This is a genomic window from Streptomyces sp. NBC_00354 (genome assembly GCF_036106915.1).
GTDB lineage: Bacteria > Actinomycetota > Actinomycetes > Streptomycetales > Streptomycetaceae > Streptomyces.
The window spans coordinates 7,505,013-7,530,478 of sequence record NZ_CP107983.1 but is presented as its reverse complement, the minus strand read 5'-3'; the positions used below and the strand labels follow the sequence as shown (position 1 = coordinate 7,530,478).

Genomic DNA, 25,466 nt, shown 5'->3' with positions numbered 1-25,466 from the left:
GCGGGCCCGCTGCCGGGTCCTGACCATCATCGTCAGAACCGGGCACGTGCCGCATCCCGGGCTGCGCCGTACGGGGCCGAAGGCCGGTCAGGGCTGGGGCTGCGGTTCGTGGTGCCTGCGGAAGTAGGTCCAGCTGGTCTCGTTGGGTTCGGTCCACTTCTCCGGGGCGTGGGCGTACTCGGGGTGCTGGGCGGCGATGTAGGCACGGGTGCGCTCCGGCACCTCTGCGTACGAGGCGAGCTTGCGGCCCCGGCAGTGGAAGGTGAGTCCGCCCGGGCTCTGGCCCTGTTCCATCCACGGGAGCCACGGGGACATCCGCATCCAGGACATGGTGCACGGGACGCCGGGCTCGTCGGTGGTCAGCGCCGAGCGCGGCGCGAAGAACTGGAAGAGCTCCAGGGCCCTGTACGTGTCGTCGGCGGAGTTCAGCGGGTACTCGGCGACCGGCAGCGGCGAGGGGTAGGCGAGCGGGATCTCCAGGCTGAAGCAGATCTGGTCCCCGAGCTCGGTCAGGGGGACCGGGAACGGCCGCAGCCGCAGGTTGGCCGGATCGTTCCAGATGTGGGTCACCGGCTTGCCCTCCCAGGTGTCCAGGATCTCCCGGGTCTGCGGATCCAGGTAGAACGCGGCCTCCCTGGTGAGCAGTTGGAAGCCGCCGGTCTCCGGTTCCTCGACGAGGCGGGCGACGTTGACGCCTTCGAAGCCGAAGAGGCGCCGGTACGGCTGGTCCGGGGCCCAGGAGTGGACGTCCCCGGACCACCAGAAGGTCACCTCGGCGCCGTCGAGCGAGGCGCGGGTGCGGGCGAACGCGTGCAGGAGCTCGGCGGGTGTCATGCCGGGTACTGTGCGCGGTCGCCCGCCGGCTCGGCAAGCTCCCAGGCGGCGGCCTGGCCGACATGTGGATGCCAGGTTGACGCTGCGGCGCGCAGCGGCAACCGTGACCCGCATGCGGAACGAACGCCGACTCCTCACACTGCTCGTCTGCCTGGTGCTCGGCATCGGGCTGACCGCCGCCGTGTTGGGCGCTGCCCGGGTGGCGAGCCCCGACGGGACGCCGCATTCCGGGATGAACTCCCGTGACTACGTGGACATACAGGACGTACCACCCGGTCCCCGCGAGCCGTCGGCCGGGCCCGACGCCTCGACGGGCACCGTGACGGTGGACTGCGGACGCAACGAGGAGCGCCACTACAACGAGGACAACCTCGTGGTGTCGCCGGGACTGCGCTCGGGCGCCCACCACACCCACGCGTACGTGGGGAACCTGTCCACGGACGCGATGTCGACCGATGCCTCCCTGGCCGCCGCCGCGACCAGCTGCCGCGGCGGCGACCGGTCCACGTACTACTGGCCCGTCCTGCGCCGGCTGGACCGGGCGGGCAGCCACCCGCACGAGGGCTCCGCCGGTCACGGCAACTCGGGCGAGATCCTGCCCGAGGCGGCGGTCTCCGTGGAGTTCCGCGGCAGCCCGGTGGGCAAGGTCGTTCCGATGCCGCGCTTCCTGCGCGCGATGACCGGCGACGCGGTGGCGTACACCGCCGCGGGCAACGCCGACGTCCGCGCCCGCTGGGGCTGTTCCGGCTTCCCCGACCGGTTCACCACCCGCTACCCGCGCTGCCCCGCCGGCGAACGCCTCACCCGTACGCTCGTCTTCCCCAGCTGCTGGAACGGACTGGACACCGAGAGCCCGGGCCACCGCTCGCACGTGGTCTTCCCCGCGGCCAACGGCGTCTGTCCGCAGGGCACCTTCGCCGTGCCGCAGCTGCGCATCTCCCTCGCGTACGAGGTGGCGCCGGGCGTGCCGGTCGCCGTCGACTCCTTCCCCGAGCAGCGGCACAGCCCGAAGACGGACCACGCGATGTTCGTGGACGCCATGACGGACGGGCAGATGGCCGCGATCGTCGGCTGCCTCAACGAGGGGCTCGGCTGCCGCACCTGAGGGCCGCCCCGTCGAAGTACTGTCATATGCGAGTGATGCGGGTCACATGAACCAGGCTCCTTCGGGAGGCGTGTTCTGTCCGCACCAGATGGGCGAGGAAGACGGAGAGGGTGAGATGGCCGGACCACTGTGGCCCCGCACGCGGCGGGGCTCGACCGACGAGGCATTGATCAGGTCGGTCTACGAGGAGCACGGCCACGCCCTGCTCGCGTACGCCACCCGGCTGACCGGGGACCGGGCCACGGCCGAGGACGTCGTCCAGGAGACCCTCATCCGGGCCTGGCGGCATTCCGAGGTCCTGGTCAACGGGAAGGGTTCGGTGCGCGGCTGGCTGCTGACGGTGGCCCGCAACATCATCACCGACCGCTACCGGGCCAAGGCCGCCCGCCCCGCGGAGGTTTCCGGAGCCGCGGCCGCTCCGCCGGTCGAGCTGGACCACGCCGATTCCGTGGTCGACACGATGACCGTGCTGGGTGCGCTCGACCAGCTGTCCCCGGAGCACCGGGACGTGCTGAAGGAGTTGTACTACCGCCAGCTCAGCGTGGCCGAGGCTGCCGACAGCCTCGGCATCCCGGCGGGCACGGTCAAATCACGCGCGCACTACGCCCTCAAGGCGCTGCGCGAGGTGTTCCGACAAGGCAGTACCAGGGAGGGCAATCGAATGGGCAGGCCGCCCCAGCAGCCCGCCGGACTGCGTGAGGTGGTGGCATGAACCGGCAGCGGCACGAGGAGGAACTGCTCGGCCCGTACGTTCTCGGCGTCCTGGAGGCGGAGGACGTCCGCCGGGTCGAAGAGCACATGAGCGGCTGCGTGCAATGCCGTGAGGAGGTGGCCGCGTTGCGCCAGATGGAAGCGGCATTGGGCGAGGTGCCTGCAGAGGCCTTCCTCGACGGACCGCCGCAGGGCGGTGATCTGCTGCTCCAGCGCACCCTGCGGCAGATGCGCAACGAGGCGGCGGGCGAGCGGCGCCGACGATGGAGCGTCGCGGGACTGGCCGCGGCGGCCTCGCTGGCCGCCGTGTTCTGGGCCGGGGCGCAGCTGGGATCCGCGGACGGCGGGCCGGTGGCCCAGCCGCTGCCGCCCCCACCGACGGCCACGGCGCAGCCGTCACCCCCGGTGGCGGGCACGAAGGTGGCCTCGGCGACCGACGCGGGCACCAACGCGCGGATGACCGTACAGGTCACGCCCGCCGCCAAGTGGGTACGGGTGCACGCGGCCGTGGCGGGGATTCCGCCGGGCGAGCGCTGCGTACTGATCGTCGTCGGGAAGGACGGCAAGCGCACCTCCGCCGGCAGTTGGGTCGTCGGCAGCCAGATGGGCGAGGGCAAGGGCGCCTCGCTGGACGGCTCGGCGGCGGTGGACCCGGCCAACGTCAAGGAGGTCGTGGTCGAGAACGAATCGGGCAAGCGGTTCGTGTCCGTGCCCATGCCGGTGTAAACCGGCGGGACCTTGTCGGGGAGCCCGGGCGGCCGCCAGCGGCCGTCCGGGCTCTTCGCCGTACGCGGCCGCCGGGGAAACCATTTCTCCCCGTCAGCCCCGGTGGGCACACTGAACCCCATGCCACGCTCCGTCGAACACCTGCTCGCCGAACTCGATCCGCTGCCGTACGCCGACCGGCTGCGGCTGGTCGCCACCACCGCCCGCGACCTCGCCCCCAGTGGCGAACTACCCGGCGTACTGGCCGACCTGGCCGGCCGGGGCCGCTACGAGCGGCGGCTGGCCGCGCTGGCGGCCCTCGCCGGGAGGCAGACGGAGTACCTGGCGCAGCAGCTGGCCGACCCGGACCCGGTGATCCGTTCCTTCGCCGTGCGGGCCGTCCGCATGCTGCCCGTGCCGGACGAGGCGATCGAGGCGGCGTACGACGACGCCTCCGCCGAGATCCGCCGGGACCTGGCGCGCGCCGTGTTGTGGGGCTCGCGCCGGGCTCTCGCGGAACGGCTGGTCCCCGTCCTGCGGGCCGAGTGGGGCGACGGCGAGGCCGCCGTCCTGCTCCCGGCCTGCGGGCCGGAGTTCGTCTCCCGGCTGCTGCCGCAGCTGACACGCGCCGTCACCCAGTGGACCCGGCTGGGCCGCAGCCATCCCGGCGCGGTGCTGGACCAGGCGGCGAACGAACTGGCGGAACTGCCGGAACTCCTGCGCGCGATGTGGTGGCACCGCCAGGCGCCGGGCGTGGCCGCGGCCCTGCCCGCCGCCCCGGAGCGGGTGCTCGCCCTGCTGGAGCAGTACGGTCCGGACCGGCTGCCCCGGCCCCTGGAGGACCGGATCGGCGACCTGATCGCGGTGGACGCCGAGCGGTTCGTGCGCTGGCTGACCGCGCCCGAACGGACGGCCGGCCACAGCGAGCACCTCCTTCCGCAGTCCGTGCTGCGCCGGCTCGTCCGGGCCGATCCGCCGTCCCTGCTCGCCCTCGGCCGGCGCTGGGCGGGACGACCCGCGTACTTGGCCGCGCTGGTGAAGGCGCTGCCTCCGGGCCGGCGCGAGGCGTTCCACGACGCGGCCACCGCGCACACGCCCGCGCCCGACGGTCTGGTCCCCGACCCCGTCCTGGCCGTGCTCCCCCGCGGGCGTCGCCAGGCCGAGGCGCGGCGCCGTGCGGAGCGTGCCCGCCGTGACGGGTGGGCCATCGACCGGCTCCTCGAAGCGGTCGCGCACCTTCCGGTCGACGAGGCCCGGCCGGAACTCCTGGCCGCGATACAGCGGTCCGACGCCGACATCCGCCGGGTGGCCTGGGCCCGGCTCGTCGAGAACGCGGTCCGCGCGCGCGACGCCGAGGCGCTGGGCGGGGTGCTCGAACTGATGACACGGCGGCTGCGCAACGACCGCGACCCCGTGCGCGCCACCGCGCTGTCGGCGCTGGCCGGGGTGCCGGTGCCGCTGCTGGCCGGCGAGGCATCGGCCGCCTGCCTGGACCGGATCGCCATGGACGCCGTGGAGGCCCGCGACTGCTCCGCCGACACGCGCTGGGCGCTGGAGCGCCTGGTGTTCAAGGTGCTGGAGAGCCGGGCTGCCTGCTCCGTGCTGCTCGACTGGGCGCTGCGCACCCTCAACGAGCTCACCGTCCGCACGGGACACCTCGCGTTCGGCGCGCACGGGGGCGTGCTGCCGCGCGGCCGGGAGCAGCGGATCTTCGACGTCCTGCGCCCCTGGCTCGACGTCCGCGCGGCCAAGGGCGACCACCGGCCGCTGCTCACGCTCACGACCTACCTCGGGGACCGCTGCCATGGCATGCCGGAGCTCCAGCGGATGCTCGACGAGGCCCGGGAACGGTGCACCGACGGGGTGTTCCCGCAGCTCGTCCGGGTCTGGCTCGCGGACCCGGCCACGCGCGGCGAGCGGGTGGCCGCGCTGCTGGAGCAGGAGCCGTCGGCGGTCGCGCTGGCGCCCGTACTGGACGTGCTGTCGGCGCACCGCACCGATCTGCTGGACTCCGTACTCGCCGCGCGCCCGCCGTACGGCCGGTTCCTGCGCGAGGGCTCCGCGCGGCCACTCCCCCGCTTCGACCTGGCCGACCGGTGGATGCCGCGCCAGCAGGAGGAGGCGGCCTGGCTGGCCGAGGTCGCCGTCGGCGACGATTCCAGGGCGGTGTACGAACGGGCCGCCGTCCTGCGGGGCGCGGCCCGGATCCCCGGCCACGGGCTGGAGCTCGTACGACGGCACGCGCGCTCGGCGGACACGCTGCTCGCGGAGACCGCGCTCGCCGCCTCGGCGCGGACGGTGGAGCCGGCGGCCATGCTGCCCGAACTGCTCGCGCACGCGGGCGACGACCACGCCCGCGTCGCGGTGTACGCCGCCGGGCGGGCAGCGGCGGGTACTTCGCCGACCCGGCTCGCGGAGCTGCTGGACGGGCTGTTGGGCGCTTCCTCGGGCGTCAAGGTGACCAGCCGCAAGGAGGCGGCCCGGCTGACCGTCCGGTTCCTGCCGGCCCGCCGGGCCGCGGCGCTGCTGGCGCGCATCGCCGGCGACGAGGACGGCCACCCCGATGTGGTGACCGCCGCCGTGGGCCTCGCCATCGGGCTCCTGGAGACCGGGGAGGTCTGGAACCTGCTCGAGACGGCCGCGGCGAGCGGTACCCGGGAGGCCGGGGCGGCCATCGCCCACACCTCGCCGCTCTGGGTGGCGCGGCCGCACCGGCCGCGCTACGCCAGGCTGGTGGCGCTCGTCGCCGCCTCTCCCCACCGGTCCGTGGCCGGTCAAGCGGTCGCGGCCCTGCCGGACTGGGTCGCCTTCGCGCCCGAGGCAGCGGACCCCGTGCGGCTGGCGGTCTGCGGCTTGTCGCCGGACCCGGGCTGGAAGGCCGCGGCGGCGGCGCTGGGGAAGATCGCCGGTTCGGGGCTGCCGCACCCGGTCGGCGGCGGCGAGCCCGGGAGCCAGTTCCACCGTGCCGTGGCCGAGCTGTTGGCCGTCGTACGGTCCGGGGACGACCCGGAGGCCGAGGCCGAACGGGATCTGCCGGCCCTGCAGCGGGTGCGGTTCCTGAGCCAGGGCATCGACGGGGAACACCACGAACTGCGTGCGGCCCTGGTCCGCCAGCTCGCCGGCGAACCCGCCCTGGCCACGACCCGCGTGGCGCTGCTGCGGCGTTCGGTCGACCTGTGCGCGGACCTGCCGGAGCTGCGGGCGGCCCTGGACACCCTCGTGGCGGCCCATGAGGGCCGGCCGGGGCTGGCCGCGTCGACGGCGAGTGCGCTGCGCGACGGGGGCCGGCACGGCGGCCGGGTTCCGGACCCGGCCGTGGTGCTGGAGGCCGCACGCGGTCTCGCGGGGAACGGGGCCCGGGTACCTGGGATGTTCGCCGTCGCCCTCACCACGGCCATGGGCCGGCGCTTCGGCTGGCCGCCCCAGTGGCGCGCGCTGCTCCGGGAGCTGAGGCGGCACGCGGAGCCGGAGGTACGGGACGCGGCACTGGGGGCGGTCACGCACGACGAGTGACCGGTGGTTGGCGGCTCGGCGGCCCGCATCCCCATCCGGACCGATCATCACATTGCGGTCCATGACATCCTGTGGCGTCACAACTCGCCGGACGGGATCGGCGGACGTCCGGGGAATATGGGGAAGGTCGATGAGGCTCTGCTTCCTGGTGGAGGAGCACTACCGCCACGACGGCATGCCGAACGAGGTGATCCGGCAACTCACCGCATGGGGTCACCAGGTGGACGTGGTGCGGCCGGGCGGCTCACTGCTGCGCATGGACGAGGTCATGGGCTCGGGCACGCACGACGCCTGGGTGCTCAAGACCGTGTCGGGCGGGCCCGGGCTCACCCTGCTCGAGGCCGCGGCCGCGGCCGGGATGACCACGGTCAACGACGCCCGCTCGATCCGGGGCGTAAGGGACAAGGCCCTGGCCGCCGCCATCGGCCGGACCCGGGGGCTTCCGATGCCCCCGACGTACGCCGTGGCGCTGCCGGAACTGCTGCGGGAGATACCGGCGGCGCAGTACCCGCTCGTCGTCAAGCCCGCGGACGGCAGTTCCGGTCGGGCCGTGCACCTGGTGTCCTCGCCCGGGGAGCTCGAAACGCTGCTCCCGGAGCTGGCGGGCGAGCACATGCTCATCGCCCAGCCGTACGTGCCCAACTCGGGCACCGACATCAAGGTGTACGCGGTCGGCGGGGAGCTGTTCGCCACCGAGCGCTGCTCGCCCCTGCACCCGGATCCGGCGGTGCGGGAGCGGCGCGTGCCGCTGTCCGCCGAGGTCGCGGCGATCGCCGCGCAGGTGGGGACGGTCTACGGGCTCGACCTGTACGGGGTCGACGTGCTGCTCGGGCCGGACGGGCCCGTGGTCGTGGACGTGAACGACTTCCCGAGCTTCCGTCAGGTCCCGGACGCGGCGGCCCGGGTGGCCCGGGCCGTGCTGGGGCTGGCGCGGACGGGCAGCCCGGCGGCCGCGGCGGCAGCCGCCGTGTGCCGTCCGCGGGCGCCGCACGGACTGCCCGTCTCGATCCCGGTGCAGGCATCGCCCGTACAGGCGTCCGCGGTGCCGGGGTCGCCGGTACAGACGGCTCCGGTGCAGGCGTCCGCGCGGGCCGGCGAGGCCGCCCTGTGAGGGTCTGCCTGGTCACGCCGGAGCCCGGCCATCCGCTGCTGGCCGCCGCGACGGCGCTGCTCGAGGCCGCCGGGCACCGGGTGGAGTCGCTCGATCCGGATACGGTGGCGCAAGCCCCTGCCGACCTGGCCGACGTCTACCTGCTGAAGTCGCGCACGCCGCAGGCGCTGGACCTCGCGCGGGAGCTGGAGCGGCGCGGGGCCCCGGTGCTGAACTCGGCGGCGGCGACCACGCTCTGCCAGGACCGCACGGAAATGGCGGAGCTGGCCCTGCGGGGCGGTCTGCCGTTCGCGGGCACCCGTACGTACGGCTCCCTCGCGGTGTGGGCGGCGGGTGAGCCGCTCGGCGCCTCGCCCCTGGTCGTCAAGAGCCGGCACAGCCGCAGGCACGACCTGGTCGCCCGGGTCGACGACCGGGCCCGGCTGGGTGAGCTGGCGGCCGCCTGGCCGCAGGAGCCGGTCGTGGTCCAGGAGTTCGCGCCCAACAGCGGCTGGGACCACAAGCTGTGGGCGATCGGGGACCGGGTCTTCGCCGCCCTTCGCCGCTCCGAGCTCGCACCGGAGGGCCGGGGTCCGACCCGGCCGCTGGCCCTGGCCGAACTCCCGCCCGGCTGGGCGGACCTGGTCCGCCGGACCGGCGAGGTGTTCGCGCTCGACGTCTACGGGGTCGACCTCATCGACACCGGCGACGGCACCCCGCTGATCGTGGACGTCAACGCCTTCCCCGGCATCCGGGGCCAGGCCGGCGCGCCGGAGGCCCTGGCAGCGCTCGCCCTGGACCGGGCCGCCCGCCGCTGATCCCGTCAGCTGAGGACCGGACAGGGGGAATCGGCCCCGTCGGGGCGTGTCGGCGGGCCGGGGGTGCGGCGGGCGCCGTAAGGATCGGCGGATGGGCGTCGTGCTGCCGGTCTTCTTCGCGCTGTTCGCCGCGCTCAGCAATGCGCTGGCCACCGTGCTGCAGCGGCGGGCCGCGCTGACCGTGCCGCAGAGCAAGGGCTTCCGGTTCGGCCTGGTCCTCGATCTGCTGAAGCGGCCCGTGTGGATCGCCGGGATCCTGGCCGTGATCGCGGCCGGGGTGGGGCAGGCCGCGGCGCTGGCCACCGGCGCGCTGGTCCTCGTAACGCCGCTGTTCGTACTGGAGCTGCCGCTCGCGCTGCTCATCGCCTCGCTGGTGGCCCGGCGGCGGCTGCCGGGGGCCCTGTGGCTGGCCGTGGCGGGGGTGGTGGCCGGGCTGGGGGTGGCGCTGGCCGCGGCCTCCCCCGCCGGGAACCGGACGCACGTGCCGATCGACCGGTGGATCCCGGCCCTCGCCGTGTGCGCGGCCGTCGTCGCGGCCCTGGCGGCGGCCGGGCTGCGCAGGCCGCCGGGGCGCGCGCGGGCCGGCTGCCTCGGCGCGGCCACCGCCGTCTGCTACGCACTGACGGCCGCCCTGATGAAGCACTCCGTGTACGTCCTGACCGAGGGCGGCATCGGGGCGTTTCTGACCACGTGGCAGACGTACGCCTTCGGCGCGACCGGCATCTGCGCCCTGCTGCTGCTCGAACACGCCATGCAGGGCGGGCCGCTGGTGGCCTCGCAGCCGGCGCTGACTCTGGGCGATGCGGGCATCAGCGTCGCGCTGGGCGTGGTCCTGTACGAGGAGCACCTGCGGGCGGGGTGGTGGGTCCTCCCCCAAGTGCTGGGCGTGGCACTGGTCTGTGCGGGCGTCGTCGCCCTCGCGCGGGCCGGTACGGGTGCTCCCTGACGGCGGGTGCGGGGTGGCGTGCGGGGCAGCCGAGCGGAGGGCGGTTCCCCTGCGCGCGGTGGTGTTCCAGCAGTACGGGCAGCCGGCCGAGGTCCGCGAGGTGCCCGATCCGAGTCCCTCCCCGGGCGGGGTCGTGGTGCGCGTCGGGGCGACGGGGCTGTGCCGCAGCGACTGGCACGGGTGGATGGGGCACGGTCCGGACATCGCGCTGCCGCACGTGCCCGGGCACGAACTCGCCGGCGTGGTGGAGGCGGTGGGCTCCGGGGTCGTGGGCCGGCGGCCCGGCGGCCCCGGCCGCTCTCGCGGCGATGGGCACGGCGCCCGGGCGCGCGGTGACCGTCATCCTGCCGGGAGCATCTGCGCAGGTCTGAGCTACGATCACCGCGCACTGACCAGATCGTGTTCCAGGAGGTGGCCGGTGGGCGTCAGCCCTCACGGCAGAGTGCCGATATCCGTGACCGCGCTGCTGGCGGGCGGCCTGCTGCTCGGCGGTTGTTCCGACGGCGCGTCCCCGGCGCCGGAGAAGTCCGGTTCGCCGACGCCGGGCACGAGTGCAAGCCCGTCGGCGACGGCCTCGCCCTCGTCCTCGCCGACCGCTGCTGCGCCGCCGCCCACGCCCGCCGCCGCCTCCGCGGAGCCGGACGAGACGCCGGACCCGACGGCCACCCCCGGCGCCCGGCCGAAGGCCTCGACCCCGCCGCGCACCTCGTCGATCCCGCAGAACCCTTACCGCGGTCCCCATCCGCCGCCTGCGCCGCCCCGGCCCGAGCTGACGCCCGACTGGACGCCGTGGAAGCCCGACCCGGACGACCCGTCGATCCCGACGTACACCGTTCCGCCGCTGCCTTAGAGGGTGTCCTCCTCCAGGCCCGTGACCTCCCGGACGTGGCGCAGGCTCGGCTCCAGCAGGACCGCGTGGAGCTGCTGGAAGACCTGGCGGGCGGCCACCGCGTTCCAGTCGGCCGGCAGGAGTTCGGTCGGCAGGCCCGGGTCGAGGTACGGCAGGCGGCGCCACTGCGTGAGCAGCGGCACGTAGTGGCGGAACGCCTCGGCCGGGCCGGGCTCCCCCTCCGCCGCGAGGCGCTTGGCGACGGGGGCGTAGGTGTCGGTGAAGGCCGCGTACTGCGTCTGGATCGCCGGGAAGTCCCACCACTCGCTCACCGTCTGCGCCAGGTCGCTGAAGGCGGCGTAGTCGGCGGCGAACAGGTGCACGTACTCGCTGAGGCCGAGCCGTACGAGCATGCCGCGGGCGTCCTCGAGCAGCCGGCCCGGGGCCAGCCACACGCCCGGGGCGATGTTGCCGAAGCCGAGCCAGGTCAGCCGGGTGCGCAGCTGGTAGCGGTGGGAGCGCTCGGACTCCGGTACGGAGAACACCGCCATGGCCCAGCCGTCGGCCAGGTCGGCGGGTTCGAGGCTGGCGAAGATGCGGCGGTCGCCCTCGTCGAAGACGGGGTGCACTGCCGGGCTGAGCCGGTAGCCGGTGGCACCCCGGCGCTCCGGTTCGAGGACGCCGCGCTTCTTGAGCCGTGAGATCGCCGACCGCACCGCCGGGCCGTCGACGTCCAGCTCGCCCATCAGCGTGATCAGGTCCGCGATGGAGATCCAGCCGCCGAGGCGGCGCAGGAACGCTCCGTAGACCGTATTGATCAACGAGCTGGGCCTGAGGGGGCTGTCCGACATGATCGCCTTCCGTTGTACGCGGTCGCGATCATATCGAGCCCGCCCGGAGCCCGGCCCCCTACTGCGGCAGCGGGGCCTCCGCATAAGCGCCGGAGAGCAGGTGTCCCGCCCCCGGGGCCACCGCCGGCAGGTCGAGTGCGCGCAGCATCTGGTGGGCGGTGCAGACCGCCGCCGACACCACCGGCTTGCCCAGGAGCTGTTCGGCCTCCTCGATGGCGCCCAGGGAGGGCATCTGCACGCAGGCGGAGAGCACGACCGCGTCGGCGTCCGCGTACTCCAGCGCGCGGGCGAGGCCGGGCAGCTTGGCCGGGTCGTGGGCGGCCACGTCGAGGTTGTCCGGGATTTCGAGGGCCTCGTAGTCGAGGACCTCGATGCCCTCGTGGGTGAGGTAGTCCACGACGGTCCGCGTGAGCGGGCGCATGTACGGGGCGAGCAGGGCGATCTTGCGGGCGCCGATGGTGTGCAGTCCGTGGACGAGGGCGCCCGCGCTGGTGACGACGGGTGCGGGGGCGCCGTTCTCGACCGTACGGGTGTGCAGCCGCTGCTCCGAGGTGCGGTGGTAGCCGAGGCCCATGCTCATGATCGCCACCAGGCAGGCGTAGCCGAGCACGTCCACGCGGGCGTCGGACAGTTCCACGGCGCAGCGGTCGGAGTCGGCGTCCATGGCCTTGAGCTGTTCCGGCGTCACATGGGTCATGCGCATCCGGCTGGAGTGGAAGGTGAACCTCTCGTCGGGCACGACCGCCTGGCGGGCGCGCAGGATGGCGGGGACCTCGGTCTCCATGGTCACGTTCGAGCTCGGCACGATCTGGCCGATGCGGTAGGTGCGGGGCGGCACGGGTACTCCTCGGGGCTTGCTGGGCGTAGGGGGATCAGCGGGCGTCGACGACGGGGTTGGCCAGGGTCCCGATGCGCTCGACGGTCGCCTCGACCGTGTCACCCGGGACGAGGAATTCCGGCGGCACCATGCCGGCGCCGACGCCGGAGGGCGATCCCGTGGCGATGACGTCGCCGGGCTCCAGGGTCACGCCGGAGCTGATGTCGGCGATGAGGCGGGCGATCGGGAACAGCATGTGCCGCGTGTTCGACTTCTGCTTGGTGACGCCGTTGACGCGCAGCGAGAGGTCCAGTGCCATCGGGTCGCCGATCTCGTCCGCCGTGACCACCACCGGGCCGAAGGGCGCGTACGAGTCCTGCCCCTTGGAGAAGAACCACTGGCCGGAGCGGCGCTGGTCGCGGGCGCTGATGTCGTTGACGATGCTGTAGCCGAAGATGTGGTCGTACGCCTCCTCCTCGCTCACCCGGAACGCGGTGCGGCCGATGACGACGGCCAGCTCGCACTCCCAGTCGAGCTGCTGGGTGAGGTCGCCGTTGTGCAGGATCGGCGCGCCGGGGCCGGTGACGGCGGTGGCGGGCTTGCTGAACAGCACGGGACGCGGCGGGAGTTCCTTGTCGGTGTCCAGGCTGCGGCTGGACTCCTCGACGTGCTCGACGTAGTTGAGGCCGACCCCGATGATCTTGCCGGGCCGCAGCGGGGCGGCCGGGGTGACGTCTTCGAGCCGGTGCACGGCCCCGGCCGGGCGGGCGGCGGGATCGGCGTAGACGAGGCGCTGGGCGGCCTCCTGGGCGGCGGGGCCCGCCTGGACGAACGCGAGCAGATCGCGCGGGAGGTCCACGCCGGCGTGGTCGGCCAGGACCCCGAGGTCGAGGACGAGGCCGTCGACGTCGACGCCGAGGCGGGGCGCGCAGTCGCCGGTGGCGGCGGTGGTGAAGGTCAGCAGGCGCATGGTGGGGTTCCTCGGGGTCAGGCGGTGGCGGTCGGGGCGGCGGCAGCGTTCGGCGCGGCAGCGGGCATCGGCTGGTGGCCGTCGTTGTCCGGGTACGCCTCTTCGCGGTGGAAGCCGAGCGAGCGCATGACCGGGAAGTCGTTGAAGGAGAACAGGCAGGCGTCCTCGGAGGGGTCCAGGTTGTGGTGCTCGTGCCAGGCCCAGGAGGGGACGCAGAAGATGTCGCCCTGGCGCCATTCGAAGCGCTGCCCGGCGATGACCGAGACCCCGTGCCCCTTGGCGGCCGTGTAGATCACCGAGCCGGTGTGCCGGTGGGCGCGGGTGGCCTGCCCGGGGCGCAGCAGCTGCATGTGTGCGCCCATGGTGGGCATCACCGGGCCGCCGGTGACGGGGTTGGTGTACTCGGCGATGATCCCGTCGTACGGGGAGCCCTTGCTCGCCTTCGCCAGGCCCAGCAGGGCCTCGTACGTCGGCTCCCACGGGTAGGCGAGCAGAGGCGAGTAGGGCCGGCTCCAGCGCTCCGAGCCGTACGGGAGCAGGTTCGCGCTGTACTGGAGCACGGAGGAGTTGACCACCTTCCCGGGCGTCTGGTGGAGCTCGGGGTGGACCTCGTAGAACCCGGCGTCGAGGGCGTTGACGAGCGGGATGTCGAGGCCGTCCTGCCAGATGACGGGGGCGTCGTCGGCGTCGTTGCCGTGCTCGTGCCAGGTGCCGTTGGGGGTGATCGCGAAATCGCGCGGGCCGACCTTCAGCTTCTGGCCGTCGACGATGGTCCAGGCGCCGGTGCCCTCGTGGACGAAGCGCAGGGCGGCGGCCTGGTGGCGGTGGGCGGTCATGGCCTCGCCGGGGCCCATGATCTGGAGCCCGGTGTAGAGGAGGCCGGCGGCGGCGCTGACGTCCTTGCGGCCGGGGTTGACGAGCATCACGACGCGGCGGCCGGCGTCGTCGGCCTTGACCAGGCCGAGCGCCTTGTGGACGAGGGGCCGCAGCTCCTCGTAGCGCCACAGCACGGGAACGGACTTGGGCTGCGGGTACCAGGGCTCGATGTCGTTGGCGACGGTCCACAGCGCGCCGGCGTCCAGGGCCTCGAGCTCGCCGTAGTAGCGCTCGAGTTCGGGGGTGTCGGCGACCCGGGCGCGGCCGAGCATGGTGTCGTCCTGCTCGATGGTCATACGTCCTCCTCAGCGGTGGTGGTCAGGGGACCCGCGGGCGGCGCGGTGAAGGTCACCGGCAGGCGGGGGCGGTTGTCGACTTCGAGGCGGAAGATGTCGAAGCGGTTGTAGTGGCCGGTGATGTCGTGCATCTGCTTGGGCTGGATGCAGCGGCCGAGATCGATCTCGCCGTAGACGATGCCCTCGTCGTCGACGAGCGGTTCGGTGACCGGCCGGCCGTCGGGGCCGAAGATCCCGGACAGTGCGCTGCGGGGCCGCTGGAACAGGGCGCGCAGCTCCTCGTCGTCCCCGGCGAGCAGGTCGACGATCTCCGGGGAGACGGTGGAGCAGGCGACGACGGAGAAGACCTTGCCCTCGAAGCTGTGGGCGGCGGTGCGGACGGCGATGGCGTCGGCCATGTCGTAGTCGGCCGGGGCCACGGGCAGGGCGATGTAGCAGGAGGCGTGGACCAGTTCACCCTGGGCGAGAAGGGCGAAGCGGGCCAGCGTGTTGGTGTTCTCGCCGCAGGCGAGGGCGCCGAGCGGGCCGACGGGGGTGGGGTGGACGCGCAGGGAGCTGCCGTCGCCGCCGGTCCAGGTGAGCTTCTCGGCCCAGGTGGGCACCAGCTTGCGGTGGATGCCGAGGATTTCGCCGTCGGGTCCGATGGTGAGCAGGGTGTTGTAGAGGACGCCGAGGCTGTGCGCGGCGCGCTCGTTGACGCCGATGACGAGGACGACCCCGTACTGGCGGGCCGCCGCGCGCAGGGTGTCGACGTACGGGCCGGGGATGTCGACCGAGGCGCGCTGGAGTCGCTCGAACCAGGGCGAGCCCTGGACGGGGTTCATCGTCCAGTTCCAGTACGGGTAGCCGGGGACGAACACCTCGGGGAAGACGACGAGTTCGGCCCCGTTCGCGGCCGCCTCCGCGATCAGCGCGACGGCCTTGTCGACGGTGGCGGCGGGGTTCAGGTAGACGGGCGAGGCCTGGACGGCCGCCGCCGTGAAGCGGGGCAGGTGGTGCACGGGCGGGCGGTTCGGGGGCAGGGTCTCCATCAGGGGTCTCCTCAGTTGGCCGGCGCGGCGGCGGCGAGACGCGGCAGCCAGCGCTGGTGCACCGGCGCGGCGGGCTGCCGCAGCAGCTCCAGGCGCGGCGGGACCCGGTCGGTACGGGCGGCGGGCGGTCTGCCGCTGCCCGCCTTCCAGGAGGGCGTCCAGGGCGCGGCGGGCCCGTGGTAGCCCTGGGCGGCCGCGGCGTGCAGGGTCCAGAGCGGGTCGTGCAGCTGGGCGCGGCCCACCCCGCACAGGTCGGCCCGGCCGGCCAGGATGATCGAGTTCACGTCGTCGTACGTGGAGATCGCGCCGACGGCGATGGTGGGGACCCCGGTGGCGTTGCGGATCAGGTCGGCGTACGGGGTCTGGTAGCTGCGGCCGTAGCGGGGCCGCTCGTGGGCGACGACCTCACCGGTGGACACGTCGATCCCGTCGGCGCCGGCATCGGCGAGGGCGCGGGCGATGGCCACGACGTCGGCCTCGGTCAGTCCGCCCTCGGCCCAGTCGGCCGCGGAGATCCGGACGAGCAGGGCCTTGCCGGCGGGCCACACCGCCCGTACGGCGTCCAGCACTTCCAGCGGGAAGCGCAGCCGCCCGGCGAGGTCGCCTCCGTACGCATCGGTGCGCAGGTTGGTCAGGGGCGAGAGGAAGCCGGACAGCAACTGGCCGTGCCCGTACTGGAGTTCCAGCACATCGAAGCCCGCCCGGTCGGCGCGCCGGGCCGCGCGGACGAAGTCCCGTACGAGGACGTCCATATCGGCCCGGGCGGCCTCCCGCGGGACCGGGCTGCGCTCGTCCCAGGCCAGGGCGGACGCGGCGATCGGCGGGCCGTCGCCGGTGCCGGCGCGGCGGCCGGCGTGGGTGAGCTGGATGCCGAGGCAGGTGTCGGACTGGCCGTGGACGAAGTCGGTGATCCGCCGCCAGGCGGCTTCCTGTTCGTCGGTGTAGAGGCCGGGGCAGCCGGGGGCGTCCCGGCCTTGGGCGCTGACGGCGGTCATCCCGGCGAGCACCAGGCCGGAGCCGCCGAGCGCCTGGGTGCTCAGGTGGACGAGGTCGAAGTCCCCCGGGATGCCGTCGCGCGCCGTGCCGAGCGCGGTGGGCGCCGCCACGACCCGGTTGCGCAGGAGCAGGCCGCCGAGCGGGAAGGGGCGGAACATCGGGGGCACCGGAGCGGAGGAGTTGACGGCGGTGGTGAACTCCTCGTCGCGCACGCGCAGGTTGTCGTAGGTGACGCGGCGGCTGCGGGTCAGCAGGTTGAACGCGAACTGGGGCGGTTCCTGACTCGTGTAGCGGCCGATGTTCTCGAACCACTCGAGGCTGGCCTGGGCGGCGCGCTGGGTCGATTCCACGACCGGGCGGCGCTCGTCCTCGTACGCGGCGAGTGCGCCGGGGACGTCCGGGTGCTCGTGCAGGCAGGCCGCCAGGGCGAGGGCGTCCTCCATGGCCAGCTTGGTGCCGGAGCCGATGGAGAAGTGGGCGGTGTGGGCGGCGTCCCCGAGGAGGACGACGTTCTCGTGCCGCCAGGTGCGGTTGCGCACCGTGGTGAAGCGCAGCCACTTGGAGTTGTTGGGCAGGAGCCGGTGCCCGTCCAGATGGCCGGCGAGTATCTCCTCGCAGCGGCGGATGCTGTCCGTGTCGCTGGCGCCGGGCGGGTGGTCGCGGTCCGCGAACTCCGAGAAGCCCGCGCGCCGCCAGGCGGCCTCGTCCATCTCCACGATGAACGTGGAGCGGGTGGAGTCGTAGGGGTAGGCGTGCACCTGGAGGGTGCCGAAGTCCCGCTCCTCGACGAGGAAGGTGAAGGCCTCGAAGACCTTGTCCGTGCCGAGCCACATGTAGCGGCCGGAGCGTTCGTCCAGGTCGGGCCCGAAGGTGTCGGCGTAGGCGGCGCGGGTGGCCGACCGTACGCCGTCGCAGGCGACGACGAGGTCGTACGTGGCCGCCAGCTCGGCGGCGGGCGGGGCCTGTGTGCGGTAGCGGACGTCCACCGCGAGGGCGGCGCAGCGCTCCTGGAGGATCCGCAGCAGCTGCCGGCGCCCGAGGGCGGCGAAGCCGTGGCCGCCGGAGGTCAGGGTCCGGCGTCGGTAGGTGACGTCGATGTCGCTCCAGCGGGCGAACTCGGCCGACATGGCCGCATAGATCTCGGGGTCGGCCTGCGCGATGCCGTCGAGGGTCTCGTCGGAGAAGACGACCCCGAAGCCGAACGTGTCGTCGGGGGCGTTGCGCTCCCAGACGGTGACGTCCCAGTGGGGGGAGAGCTGCTTGGCCAGGGCTGCGAAGTACAGCCCGCCGGGCCCTCCTCCGATGACTGCTACGCGCACGGCGTACCTCCTCGTGGTTCCGGAACAACATATGGTGCAGATTTAGCGACCGTCAACAATGCTCGATATCTCTCGTGAGGAGTTCCGGTGCCTGCGGGCCCGACTTCGTCAGCACCTCGCGCACGTCGGCGGGCCAGGGCGTGGTCCCGGTCGCGCGGGAGGCGGAGTGGGCGATGACCATCCGCCCGGCGGCGGCCTCCACGTCCCCCTCGCCGTGGACCGTGAACACGTAGTGCAGGGAGCTGGCGCCGACCTTGGCGACGCTCAGCTCGATGCGCACGGCCTCGCCGAACCACAGCCGGGCCCGGTAGTCGGCCTCGAAGTGGACGCGCGGGGTGCTGCCGAAGAGGTGCGCCAGGCCCAGGCGGCGCAGCAGCACGGCCTCGGCCGCCTCGACCCAGCGCACGACGGTGGAGTGGTGGTAGTGCCCGGCGGCATCGGTGTCGGGCCACTCGACGCGGCGCTCGATGACCACGCCGGGCAGGTGCGGAACGAGGGCCTCGGGGCAGCCGGCGGCGCAGCCGCCGTCGGCTCCGACCGGGGCCGGAGTGGGATCCGGGGCCGGGGCCCCGGCTGCGGAGCGGGCCCATTCGCGCAGTTCGCCGCGCTGGAGCTTTCCGTTGCCGGTGCGCGGGAGCCGTGCGACGAACTCGACGGCACGCGGGTACTTGTACGGGGCGATGGCCCCCTTGACGTGGGCCTGCAGCTCACGGGCCGTCGCCTCGTCCGCCGGGACACCGGCACCGAGCACGACGTACGCCTTGACCAGCATGCCCCGCCGGTCGTCGGGGGCGCCGACGACCCCGCACTCCTCGACGTACGGATGAGCGGCGAGGGCCTTCTCGACCTCCGGGCCCGCGATGTTGTAGCCGGAGGAGACGATCATGTCGTCGCTGCGTGCCACGTACCAGAAATAGCCGTCGGCATCGCGGATGTAGGTGTCGCCTGTGATGTTCCAGCCGTTCCTGACGTACGCCGTCTGGCGCGGATCGGCGAGGTAGCGGCAGCCGGTGGGTCCGGTGACCGCCAGCAGCCCCGGCTGCCCGTCGGGGACGGGGGCGCCGTACCGGTCCACCACGGCGGCGCGGTAGCCGGGCACGGGCCGGCCCGTGGCACCGGGCCGGATGTCACCGTCGGCCGCGGAGATGAAGACGTGCAGCATCTCGGTGGCGCCGATGCCGTCGATGATGCGCAGTCCGGTGGCGGCGTGGAACTCCTCCCACACGGCGGCGGGCAGCGCCTCTCCGGCGGACACGCAGCGGCGCAGTCCGGCCAGTCGGCCCACTGCGCCGGCGGCCATGATCGCGCGATAGGCGGTGGGCGCGGTGAACAGGACGGTCACGCCGTGCTCGGCGACGAGGTCGGCCAGCTGCTCCGGCCCTGCCTGCTCGATCAGCAGGGTCGCGGCCCCGACGTGCAGCGGGAAGACCACGAGCCCGCCGAGGCCGAAGGTGAAGGCGAGCGGCGGCGTACCCGTGAAGACGTCGTCGGGGCGGGGTTTCAGCACGTGCCGGGAGAAGGTGTCGGCATTGGCGAGCACGTCGCGGTGGAAGTGCAGGGTCGCCTTGGGGCGCCCGGTCGTACCGGAGGTGAAGGCGATCAGCGCCACATCGTCCGCGGCGGTGGGGACGGTGGCGAACACGCCGCTCTTGGCCGCGCAACGCGCGGTCAGGTCCATGACCCCGGGGCCGCCGTACGCGAGAACCGGCAGGTCGGCGGGGCCTTCGCCGGCAGCCGCGGCGAGCTCGTCGACATAGCGGTGGTCGCACACGGCGACGGTGGGGCGGCTGATCTCGCAGAGCTCGGCGAGTTCGGAGGCGCGCAGCAGCGGCATCGTCGTGACGGCGACGCCGCCGGCCTTGAGGACGCCGAACCAGGCGGCCACGAGCCAGGGGTTGTTGGGGGCGCGCAGCAGGACGCGGTTGCCGGGGACGAGGCCGAAGTCCTCGGTGAGGACCTGGGCGACCTGGTTGGCGCGCTGCTGGAGCTCGCCGTAGGTCCAGCGCTCGGTCGGGGTCAGCAGACAGGTGCGGTCGGGGCCCCAGCGCTCGACGGCTTCGTCGAGCAGGCGTCCGGCGCAGTTGAGGCGGTCGGGGTAGGCCAACTCCGGGAGATCGAAGTGGAGTTCGGGCCAGAGGGGGAAGGCCGGCAGCCGGTCCCTGCAGAAGGGGTCGGCGTGGGCGGAAGGGGAGAGCTCCATGGGGCGGCACCTCAATCAGGGAGCAGCGGGGGAGATGCGGAGCAAGTTATCTCGATAATTTTGCGTCCGTCAACATTGCTCGATATTTCGATGAACGCCGAGCGGCCTCCGGACCGCCCGCGAACCGGTTCAGGCGGTCGGCGCGACCGGCAGGCACACCCGCACGGACGTCCCGAACTCATCTGCGACGACCGAGAGTTGGCCACCCGCCTCGGTCGCGAGCAGCTGGACGATCAGCAGCCCGCGACCACTTTCGGCATCCGGGGCGATCTCGGCGGCGGGATGGGGCAGCCGGGGCAGCCGGACCCCCTGGTCGGCGACCTCCAGCCGCAGCCATCCCCCGCCGAAGGCCACTGCGACCCGCATCCGCCCGGTGGCAGCGGCCGCGTGCCGGACGACGTTCGCGGCGAGTTCGCTGACGGCCAGCAGCAGGACGTCCACCGCCTCGGCGGCGATGCACCAGCCCTCCAGCACGGCCCGGACGCGGGCCCGCACCAGCGGGACGGCGACCGCGGTGGGCTCGACCGCCCAGTGGGCGAAGCTGCGGACCCGGGCACGAGCCGGGGCCGGGACAGGGGCAGGGGCAGGGGCGGAGGTAGAGGCAGGGGCGCCGGCGGGCTGCGCAGGGACGGCGGCGACCGAGGCGGCCTCGACTGGGAGGGTGGCGGCGGTGAACATGACGTACTCCCGGCGGGGGAATGCGACGCCGTCCGCGAGTGACTCGTGTAACTACCCAGGAACTCGGGTACCCGATGGGCTTGTGGTCAGCGGAAACGCGTCGCTAGAGTCGTGATTACACGTGTAACACGCTATGTCTCCCCGGTGCCCCGCGCAAGCATTTCGGACAAACGTTACGAAGTCTGGGCCGCCCGCACCGGGACCCGCCGGCCTCCGAGGCCGCACACCGAATGGGATGAGCCGTAAATGACGCAGTCTCCCCCGGCCGAGTTCGCCATCGCCGACATGGCCTGGCCGCCCCCGTCGTTCCAGCCGCCCGTACCGCCCGTGACCGGCGCGGACGGCATACGCCGCTTCGACGGGATCACGTACGCCACCACCCCCGGCTACCGCCCCCGCCTCCTCGACGTACAGCTCCCCGCGGGCGAAGGCCCGTTCCCGGCGGTCGTCTGGATCCACGGCGGCGGCTGGCTGGACGGCGACCGCCGCTACCCGCCGCCGACCGTGCCCGCCGCCCTGCTGCACGGTGCGGTCCTCGGCGCCGGGCTCGCGCTCGTCTCCGTCGACTACCGGCACAGCCTCGAGGCCCCCTTCCCCGCGCAGCTGCACGACGTCAAGGCCGCGATCCGCTACGTCCGGCACTTCGCCGCCCCCCTCGGCATCGACGCGGACCGGATCGGCGTCTGGGGCGAGTCGGCGGGCGGCCACCTGGCCGCCCTCGCCGGCCTCGTCCGCCCCGGCAGCACGGACGCCGGGACGCTGGAGGCGCTGGAGGGGACCCACGGCGTCGGCTCCGGCGACACCGGTGTCCTTGCCGTCGTCGACTGGTACGGGGTCCATGACCTCCCCGCCCTGGCCGCGCACCCGCTGCCGATGCCGACCGGCGCCGACTTCCCCAACCCGTACGACGCCCTACTGGGTGTTCCCGCAGCCGAGCAGGCGGAGCCGGCCCGGGTCGCGAGCCCGGTCACGTACGCCGTCCCCGGCTCGAACCCGCCACCGTTCCTGCTGGTGCACGGGACCGCGGACGGCCTCGTCCCGTACAGCCAGAGCGAGGCCCTCGCCGAGGCGCTGACGGGCGCGGGAGGCGAGGTGGCGCTGCAGCCCGTGGAGGGCGCCGACCACATCTTCCTCGGCTCCCCCGACATCCCCGCGATCGTCGCGGACAGCGTCGCGTTCCTGGCCAGGCACCTGGGCGCGGGGGCCTGAACCCCGTCCCGTCCCGGACACACCGCTTCACAGACCGGTCCCACCGTGGGGGCGCGGCCCGGCCGCGCCCCCACGCGTACGTCGAAAGGCAGCCATGTCCCGGCACACCATCACTTCGGCCCGCCCCACCGCGGCCCCGCCGGAGGCGGCGGACCTGCGCCGCCGCCCCGGCACCCTGCTCCTGGCCGTGCTGCTGCTCGGACTGACCGCAGCGCTGACCCTCACCGTCCGTACGGACGTCGCGAACCCCCCGTTCCAGGGTGCGGACGACCGGTGGCTGAGCTGGATGGGCGGCCCGCACGACGGGCTCCCTGCGGCCCCCGCGGCCGTCCTCGACTGGTTCGGCGGCCCGCTGGGCGTCGTCGTGCCGCTCGGGATGCTGGTCTTCCTGCTCGTCCGCAGGCGCTGGACTTCGGTGGGCTTCCTGCTCGGGGTCCACCTCGTGGGCGGCATGCTGGTGGTGCAGGCGCTCAAGCACCTGGTGGACCGCCCGCGCCCGGCGCACCCGCTGGTCCGCGTCGACCACGGCTCCTTCCCGTCGGGCCATGCGGCGGGGGCGGCGCTGCTCGTCGTCCTGGTCGGTGTCCTGCTGGTCCCGGCGGCCCGGCGCCGGGCGTGGTGGGCCGGTGGCGTGGTGTTCACGCTGGCCATGATGTGGAGCCGCACCTGGCTCCACGCCCACTGGCTCACCGACACGGTGGCCGGTGCAGCGGCCGGCGCGGGGGCCGCACTGCTGGCGTGGTGGGCCTTCACCCCCGCCCTCGCCCGGGAACACGCCCGACGGCAGCGATCGGCCCCCGCGCGATCGGCCTAGTCCGAGGCGCGGCCTTCTCCCGCCATGAACCGCCAGACCAGGGCGTGGCCCAGGACGATCAGTCCGATCAGCATCAGGGCTTCGGCCTGGATGGGGCGCAGGCCGATGTGGCGGGCGAGTTCGGGGAAGGCGCCGACGACTGCGATCAGGACGTAGAGCAGTGCGGCGCCGGCCTGCTGCCAGGCGACGAAGTGGTCGCCGCGGGAGCGGGCCAGCAGCCGCAGGGTGCACACGCAGCCGACCACGTCGAGGGCGATGAAGGCCACCCGCCAGATCTGTGGTTGCTCGGCGCCGCCGACCTGCGCGAAGAGGCCCATCAGGGCGGGCAGCAGGAAGGACAGGTAGATCCCGCCGACGACGCGCCGCAGGGCAAGGTCGCGCATCCAGTCCGAGTGGCTCTGGACGACGTTCCACCACAGGCCGACCAGGGTGAAGCAGGTGGCGGAGAAGAGAGCGTAGAACGTGCTCACATCCACGGACGACGAGGATGGCAGCCGGCCCGGGCGCGGCGGGCGCCACACGCCCTGCGGCCTCGCCGCCCCTGCCGGGACGGCCCAAGCGGGCTCGGGGAAGTGAGGCACGCCCCCACGCCGGCCGCCACGCACTCTCGCCACACCGGCCGAAGACCCAAGTACGTCCAGTACGAGGGTCTTCAGCCGCCACGCCGAGAGCACGCACCGAACGACGCGGAAACGCACCCCACTTCCCCAAGACCGCTGGGCCGGGTTCACGACACGTTGCGCGAGCGGGTCCGGGAGGCGGGCGGCCGGGATCCGCAGCCTTCGGCGGCGGTGCCGGACTCGCAGTCGGCCCGCAGTCACCAGGGCGGCCAGGCGACCGGATACGACGCGGGCAAGCAAGTACGGGGCCGAAAGCGGCACCTGCTGGTGGACACCTGCGGGCTCGCGCCGCGGGCGGTCGTGCACTCGGCCTCGGTGCAGGATCAGGCGGGCGCGAAGTTGGTCCTCACCGGCATCCAGGACCTGTTTCCGCAGGTCGGACTGGTCTGGGCCGCCCGCCTCGCCGGCGAGGAGATCGAACCGCGCGGCCCCATCGAGACCGAAGCAGCCCGCCGCCTCACCGACGAGACCAAGAACGAGTGATCACCCGATTACCCAACACCTGCTCACGCGCGTGTTCGGCCCATCACGGGGTCAGCCTCGCAGTTCCCCGAGCCCCTGATGGTGAGACCGTGTAGACCTTCCCGTAGGCCCGGAGGGTTTCGGCCGGGTCGCCGGGGCGGCCTCGCAGGACGGCGTCCAGGAAGGCGAGGGCAGCTCCGGCGACGACGCGCGGGCTCTCGGTGCGGCCCAGGGTGCCGACGATCGAGGGCACCGGCGGCAGGTAGAGCGGGCCGTCCATGAAGGTGAGGTGCCCGGCGCCGGGGACGGCAAGCCGGTAGCTCGTCGCGGTGCTGTGCTCGAGGGCGTCGGTGAGGCGGGGCAGGTAGCGCGGGTCGGTGCCGGCGGTGATCTCCTGGGTGAGCGCGAGCGCCGGCTGCTCGAGGGCGGGCGCGGTGGGGCCGTGGGGGTAGCCGTCCAGGTCGACGACGGCGCCGAACCGGCGGTCCTGCCGGGCCGCCTGCAGGGCGGCGGCACCGCCCAGGGAGTGGCCGGCCACCGCGGCGCGGCCGGTGTCCAGGCGTCCGGTCAGCGGGTCGGCGGTCTCGCCCCGGTCCAGCCGTTCCAGCTGGGTGAGGACGAAGCCGAGGTCGGCGGCCCGGACGGCGGTCCAGCCCGCCGCCAGCTCCTCGTCCCGGTCCCGGTCCCCGCTGGAGGCGGTCGTGGCGCGGATCGTGCGGCCGTCTGCGAGGACGACGACGGCGGAGTCGTACGGGTGGTCGAGGGCGGCGACCAGGTAGCCGTGGCTGGCCAGCTCCTCCGCCCAGGCGGTGTTCTGGGTCCGCACCCCGCCCGACCCCGGGGAGAACAGGACGACCGGGAACCGTTCTCCCCCACCGGCCACCGGGGCGTCGACGACCGCACGGCTGCGAGCCCGCGGGACGCCGTCGACCAGGAAGCCGGGCAGGCCGACCCCGCCGGCGAGGGCCTCGGCGACGGTGCGCGCCTCCTGCTCCGTGCGTCCCAGGTACTGGGCGCGCTGGGTGCCGGCGGGGCTCTTCTGCGCGGGGTACCAGAGCTGGGCCACGACCGTGCGCCGGTCGTCCGGATCGGCGGTGAAGCTCTCGGGGCGGAGCGGGTCGGTCCACTGCACCACCCGGGTGCCGACCGCGAAGCCGCCCGACGGCTCGGGGAACTCGGGCACGGGGAAGGCCCAGGCCGCCACCGGGCCAATGGCGATCAGGCCGGCGCAGGCCAGCGATCCCGGCAGGGCCAGCCACCAGCGGGCCCGCCACGCCGGTCGGCCGGTACGGCGTCGCAGCAGGGGCGGGAGGGCGAACGCCGACGCCAGGGCGGCGCCGGCCAGGACCGGCAGCAGCTGCCAGCGGATCCCCACCACGCCCAGCACGGTCGCGGACGCCACGAGCACCGCCCCCGCCCCGATCGTGACGGGCCGGCGGGCGGCCGGGGGGAGCCAGCGCGCCGCCACCAGCGCGAGGGCACCCAGCAGGACGAGGACTTCCGGAAGGGACATCGACAGCCCCGTGATGGTTTCGGTCACCCGGCCATGCTCGACGCCGGGTCCGCGCCGCCGCATCGGTCCCGGGTCGCCGCCGGTTGCCACTCCGGTCGCAACCCGGGCGGGCCGCGGTGCGACCGGAGTGGCAACCGGTCACGCCCGTCCGGCGGCCGCTCTGCGACCGCGGGAGGTGGTGGGCCTCCTCCTGCGGTCGTACCCCGGCAGGGTGCGGTCCGACGGTGGGCTCATGCGCGCCGCCGCCCCCGCGGCCTAGGCTC

The 25,466-nt window shown here is 74.0% G+C and carries 20 protein-coding genes and 3 pseudogenes; 11 read left to right on the top strand and 12 right to left on the bottom strand.

Translation table 11 applies throughout. From position 1 onward, the window contains the following. Positions 1-87: 87 nt before the first annotated feature. Complete coding sequence (locus tag OHT74_RS34545) at positions 88-834, bottom strand: DUF1838 family protein (protein ID WP_328622376.1); 747 nt, start codon at positions 832-834, stop codon at positions 88-90. A 112-nt stretch (positions 835-946) separates the two neighbouring features. On the opposite strand from OHT74_RS34545, the gene OHT74_RS34540 reads away from it, so the two are divergent. The 8 genes and pseudogenes from OHT74_RS34540 to OHT74_RS34505 form a co-directional block, all read left to right on the top strand. After that, positions 947-1,939: a DUF1996 domain-containing protein gene (locus OHT74_RS34540; protein WP_328622375.1), complete on the top strand. Its 993-nt coding sequence runs from the start codon at positions 947-949 to the stop codon at positions 1,937-1,939. 115 nt (positions 1,940-2,054) lie between these two features. Then, positions 2,055-2,651, top strand: coding sequence for a sigma-70 family RNA polymerase sigma factor (locus OHT74_RS34535; protein WP_053787647.1), 597 nt, complete (start codon positions 2,055-2,057; stop codon positions 2,649-2,651). Further along, positions 2,648-3,376 carry an anti-sigma factor family protein gene (locus OHT74_RS34530; RefSeq protein WP_267001535.1) on the top strand — a complete coding sequence of 243 codons (729 nt, stop codon included), beginning with the start codon at positions 2,648-2,650 and terminating at the stop codon, positions 3,374-3,376. Before OHT74_RS34535 ends, OHT74_RS34530 begins: the two co-directional genes overlap by 4 nt. Before the next feature lie 120 nt (positions 3,377-3,496). Continuing rightward, entirely contained in the window at positions 3,497-6,868 is a 3,372-nt protein-coding gene (locus OHT74_RS34525; protein ID WP_328622374.1) for a hypothetical protein, read from the top strand. A 130-nt stretch (positions 6,869-6,998) separates the two neighbouring features. Further along, positions 6,999-7,979, top strand: a complete 981-nt coding sequence (locus tag OHT74_RS34520; RefSeq protein WP_266670115.1) for an ATP-grasp domain-containing protein — start codon at positions 6,999-7,001, stop codon at positions 7,977-7,979. Next, on the top strand, positions 7,976-8,776 hold the full coding sequence (locus OHT74_RS34515; RefSeq protein WP_328622373.1) for an ATP-grasp domain-containing protein: 801 nt from the start codon (positions 7,976-7,978) through the stop codon (positions 8,774-8,776). The genes OHT74_RS34520 and OHT74_RS34515 overlap by 4 nt, the downstream gene beginning before the upstream one ends. Before the next feature lie 91 nt (positions 8,777-8,867). Continuing rightward, positions 8,868-9,722, top strand: coding sequence for a DMT family transporter (locus tag OHT74_RS34510; protein WP_328622372.1), 855 nt, complete (start codon positions 8,868-8,870; stop codon positions 9,720-9,722). 49 nt (positions 9,723-9,771) lie between these two features. Beyond that, positions 9,772-10,008, top strand: a pseudogene (locus tag OHT74_RS34505) (alcohol dehydrogenase catalytic domain-containing protein); the annotation flags it as partial. Between the two features lie 560 nt (positions 10,009-10,568). On the opposite strand, the gene OHT74_RS34500 reads toward OHT74_RS34505, so the two are convergent. The 9 genes and pseudogenes from OHT74_RS34500 to OHT74_RS34460 form a co-directional block, all read right to left on the bottom strand. Next, positions 10,569-11,402, bottom strand: a complete 834-nt coding sequence (locus tag OHT74_RS34500) for a PaaX family transcriptional regulator (protein WP_328622371.1) — start codon at positions 11,400-11,402, stop codon at positions 10,569-10,571. Between the two features lie 58 nt (positions 11,403-11,460). After that, a complete protein-coding gene (locus OHT74_RS34495; RefSeq protein WP_266673286.1) occupies positions 11,461-12,186 on the bottom strand; it encodes a maleate cis-trans isomerase family protein in 726 nt (241 codons plus the stop codon). An 88-nt stretch (positions 12,187-12,274) separates the two neighbouring features. Further along, entirely contained in the window at positions 12,275-13,189 is a 915-nt protein-coding gene (locus OHT74_RS34490; protein WP_328622370.1) for a fumarylacetoacetate hydrolase family protein, read from the bottom strand. 17 nt (positions 13,190-13,206) lie between these two features. Then, positions 13,207-14,361, bottom strand: a complete 1,155-nt coding sequence (locus OHT74_RS34485; protein WP_328622369.1) for a cupin domain-containing protein — start codon at positions 14,359-14,361, stop codon at positions 13,207-13,209. Beyond that, positions 14,358-15,392, bottom strand: a complete 1,035-nt coding sequence (locus OHT74_RS34480) for a carbon-nitrogen hydrolase family protein (RefSeq protein WP_266670103.1) — start codon at positions 15,390-15,392, stop codon at positions 14,358-14,360. Before OHT74_RS34480 ends, OHT74_RS34485 begins: the two co-directional genes overlap by 4 nt. Before the next feature lie 11 nt (positions 15,393-15,403). Continuing rightward, the gene (locus OHT74_RS34475) at positions 15,404-17,707 is read right to left on the bottom strand and encodes an oxidoreductase (RefSeq protein WP_328622368.1); all 2,304 of its coding nucleotides are present in this window, start codon (positions 17,705-17,707) and stop codon (positions 15,404-15,406) included. A gap of 52 nt (positions 17,708-17,759) precedes the next feature. After that, positions 17,760-18,152 (bottom strand): annotated as a pseudogene (locus tag OHT74_RS34470) (acyl-CoA thioesterase); the annotation flags it as partial. A gap of 120 nt (positions 18,153-18,272) precedes the next feature. Then, positions 18,273-19,907: pseudogene (locus OHT74_RS34465) on the bottom strand (AMP-binding protein); the annotation flags it as partial. 129 nt (positions 19,908-20,036) lie between these two features. Continuing rightward, on the bottom strand, positions 20,037-20,585 hold the full coding sequence (locus OHT74_RS34460) for an ATP-binding protein (RefSeq protein WP_328622367.1): 549 nt from the start codon (positions 20,583-20,585) through the stop codon (positions 20,037-20,039). A gap of 246 nt (positions 20,586-20,831) precedes the next feature. Between OHT74_RS34460 and OHT74_RS34455 the strand changes: the two genes are divergently transcribed. Both OHT74_RS34455 and OHT74_RS34450 read left to right on the top strand, forming a co-directional pair. Further along, entirely contained in the window at positions 20,832-21,794 is a 963-nt protein-coding gene (locus OHT74_RS34455; protein WP_328622366.1) for an alpha/beta hydrolase, read from the top strand. Between the two features lie 94 nt (positions 21,795-21,888). After that, positions 21,889-22,608 (top strand): phosphatase PAP2 family protein, encoded by a 720-nt coding sequence (locus tag OHT74_RS34450; RefSeq protein ID WP_328622365.1) that lies wholly within the window; start codon positions 21,889-21,891, stop codon positions 22,606-22,608. Here the strand turns inward: OHT74_RS34450 and OHT74_RS34445 are convergent. Further along, on the bottom strand, positions 22,605-23,084 hold the full coding sequence (locus OHT74_RS34445; RefSeq protein ID WP_328622364.1) for a hypothetical protein: 480 nt from the start codon (positions 23,082-23,084) through the stop codon (positions 22,605-22,607). The genes OHT74_RS34450 and OHT74_RS34445 overlap by 4 nt on opposite strands. A gap of 261 nt (positions 23,085-23,345) precedes the next feature. Between OHT74_RS34445 and OHT74_RS34440 the strand changes: the two genes are divergently transcribed. After that, positions 23,346-23,711: a transposase gene (locus OHT74_RS34440; RefSeq protein WP_443047621.1), complete on the top strand. Its 366-nt coding sequence runs from the start codon at positions 23,346-23,348 to the stop codon at positions 23,709-23,711. 43 nt (positions 23,712-23,754) lie between these two features. On the opposite strand, the gene OHT74_RS34435 is transcribed toward OHT74_RS34440, so the two are convergent. After that, entirely contained in the window at positions 23,755-25,266 is a 1,512-nt protein-coding gene (locus OHT74_RS34435; RefSeq protein ID WP_328622363.1) for an alpha/beta hydrolase family protein, read from the bottom strand. Positions 25,267-25,466 lie beyond the last annotated feature (200 nt).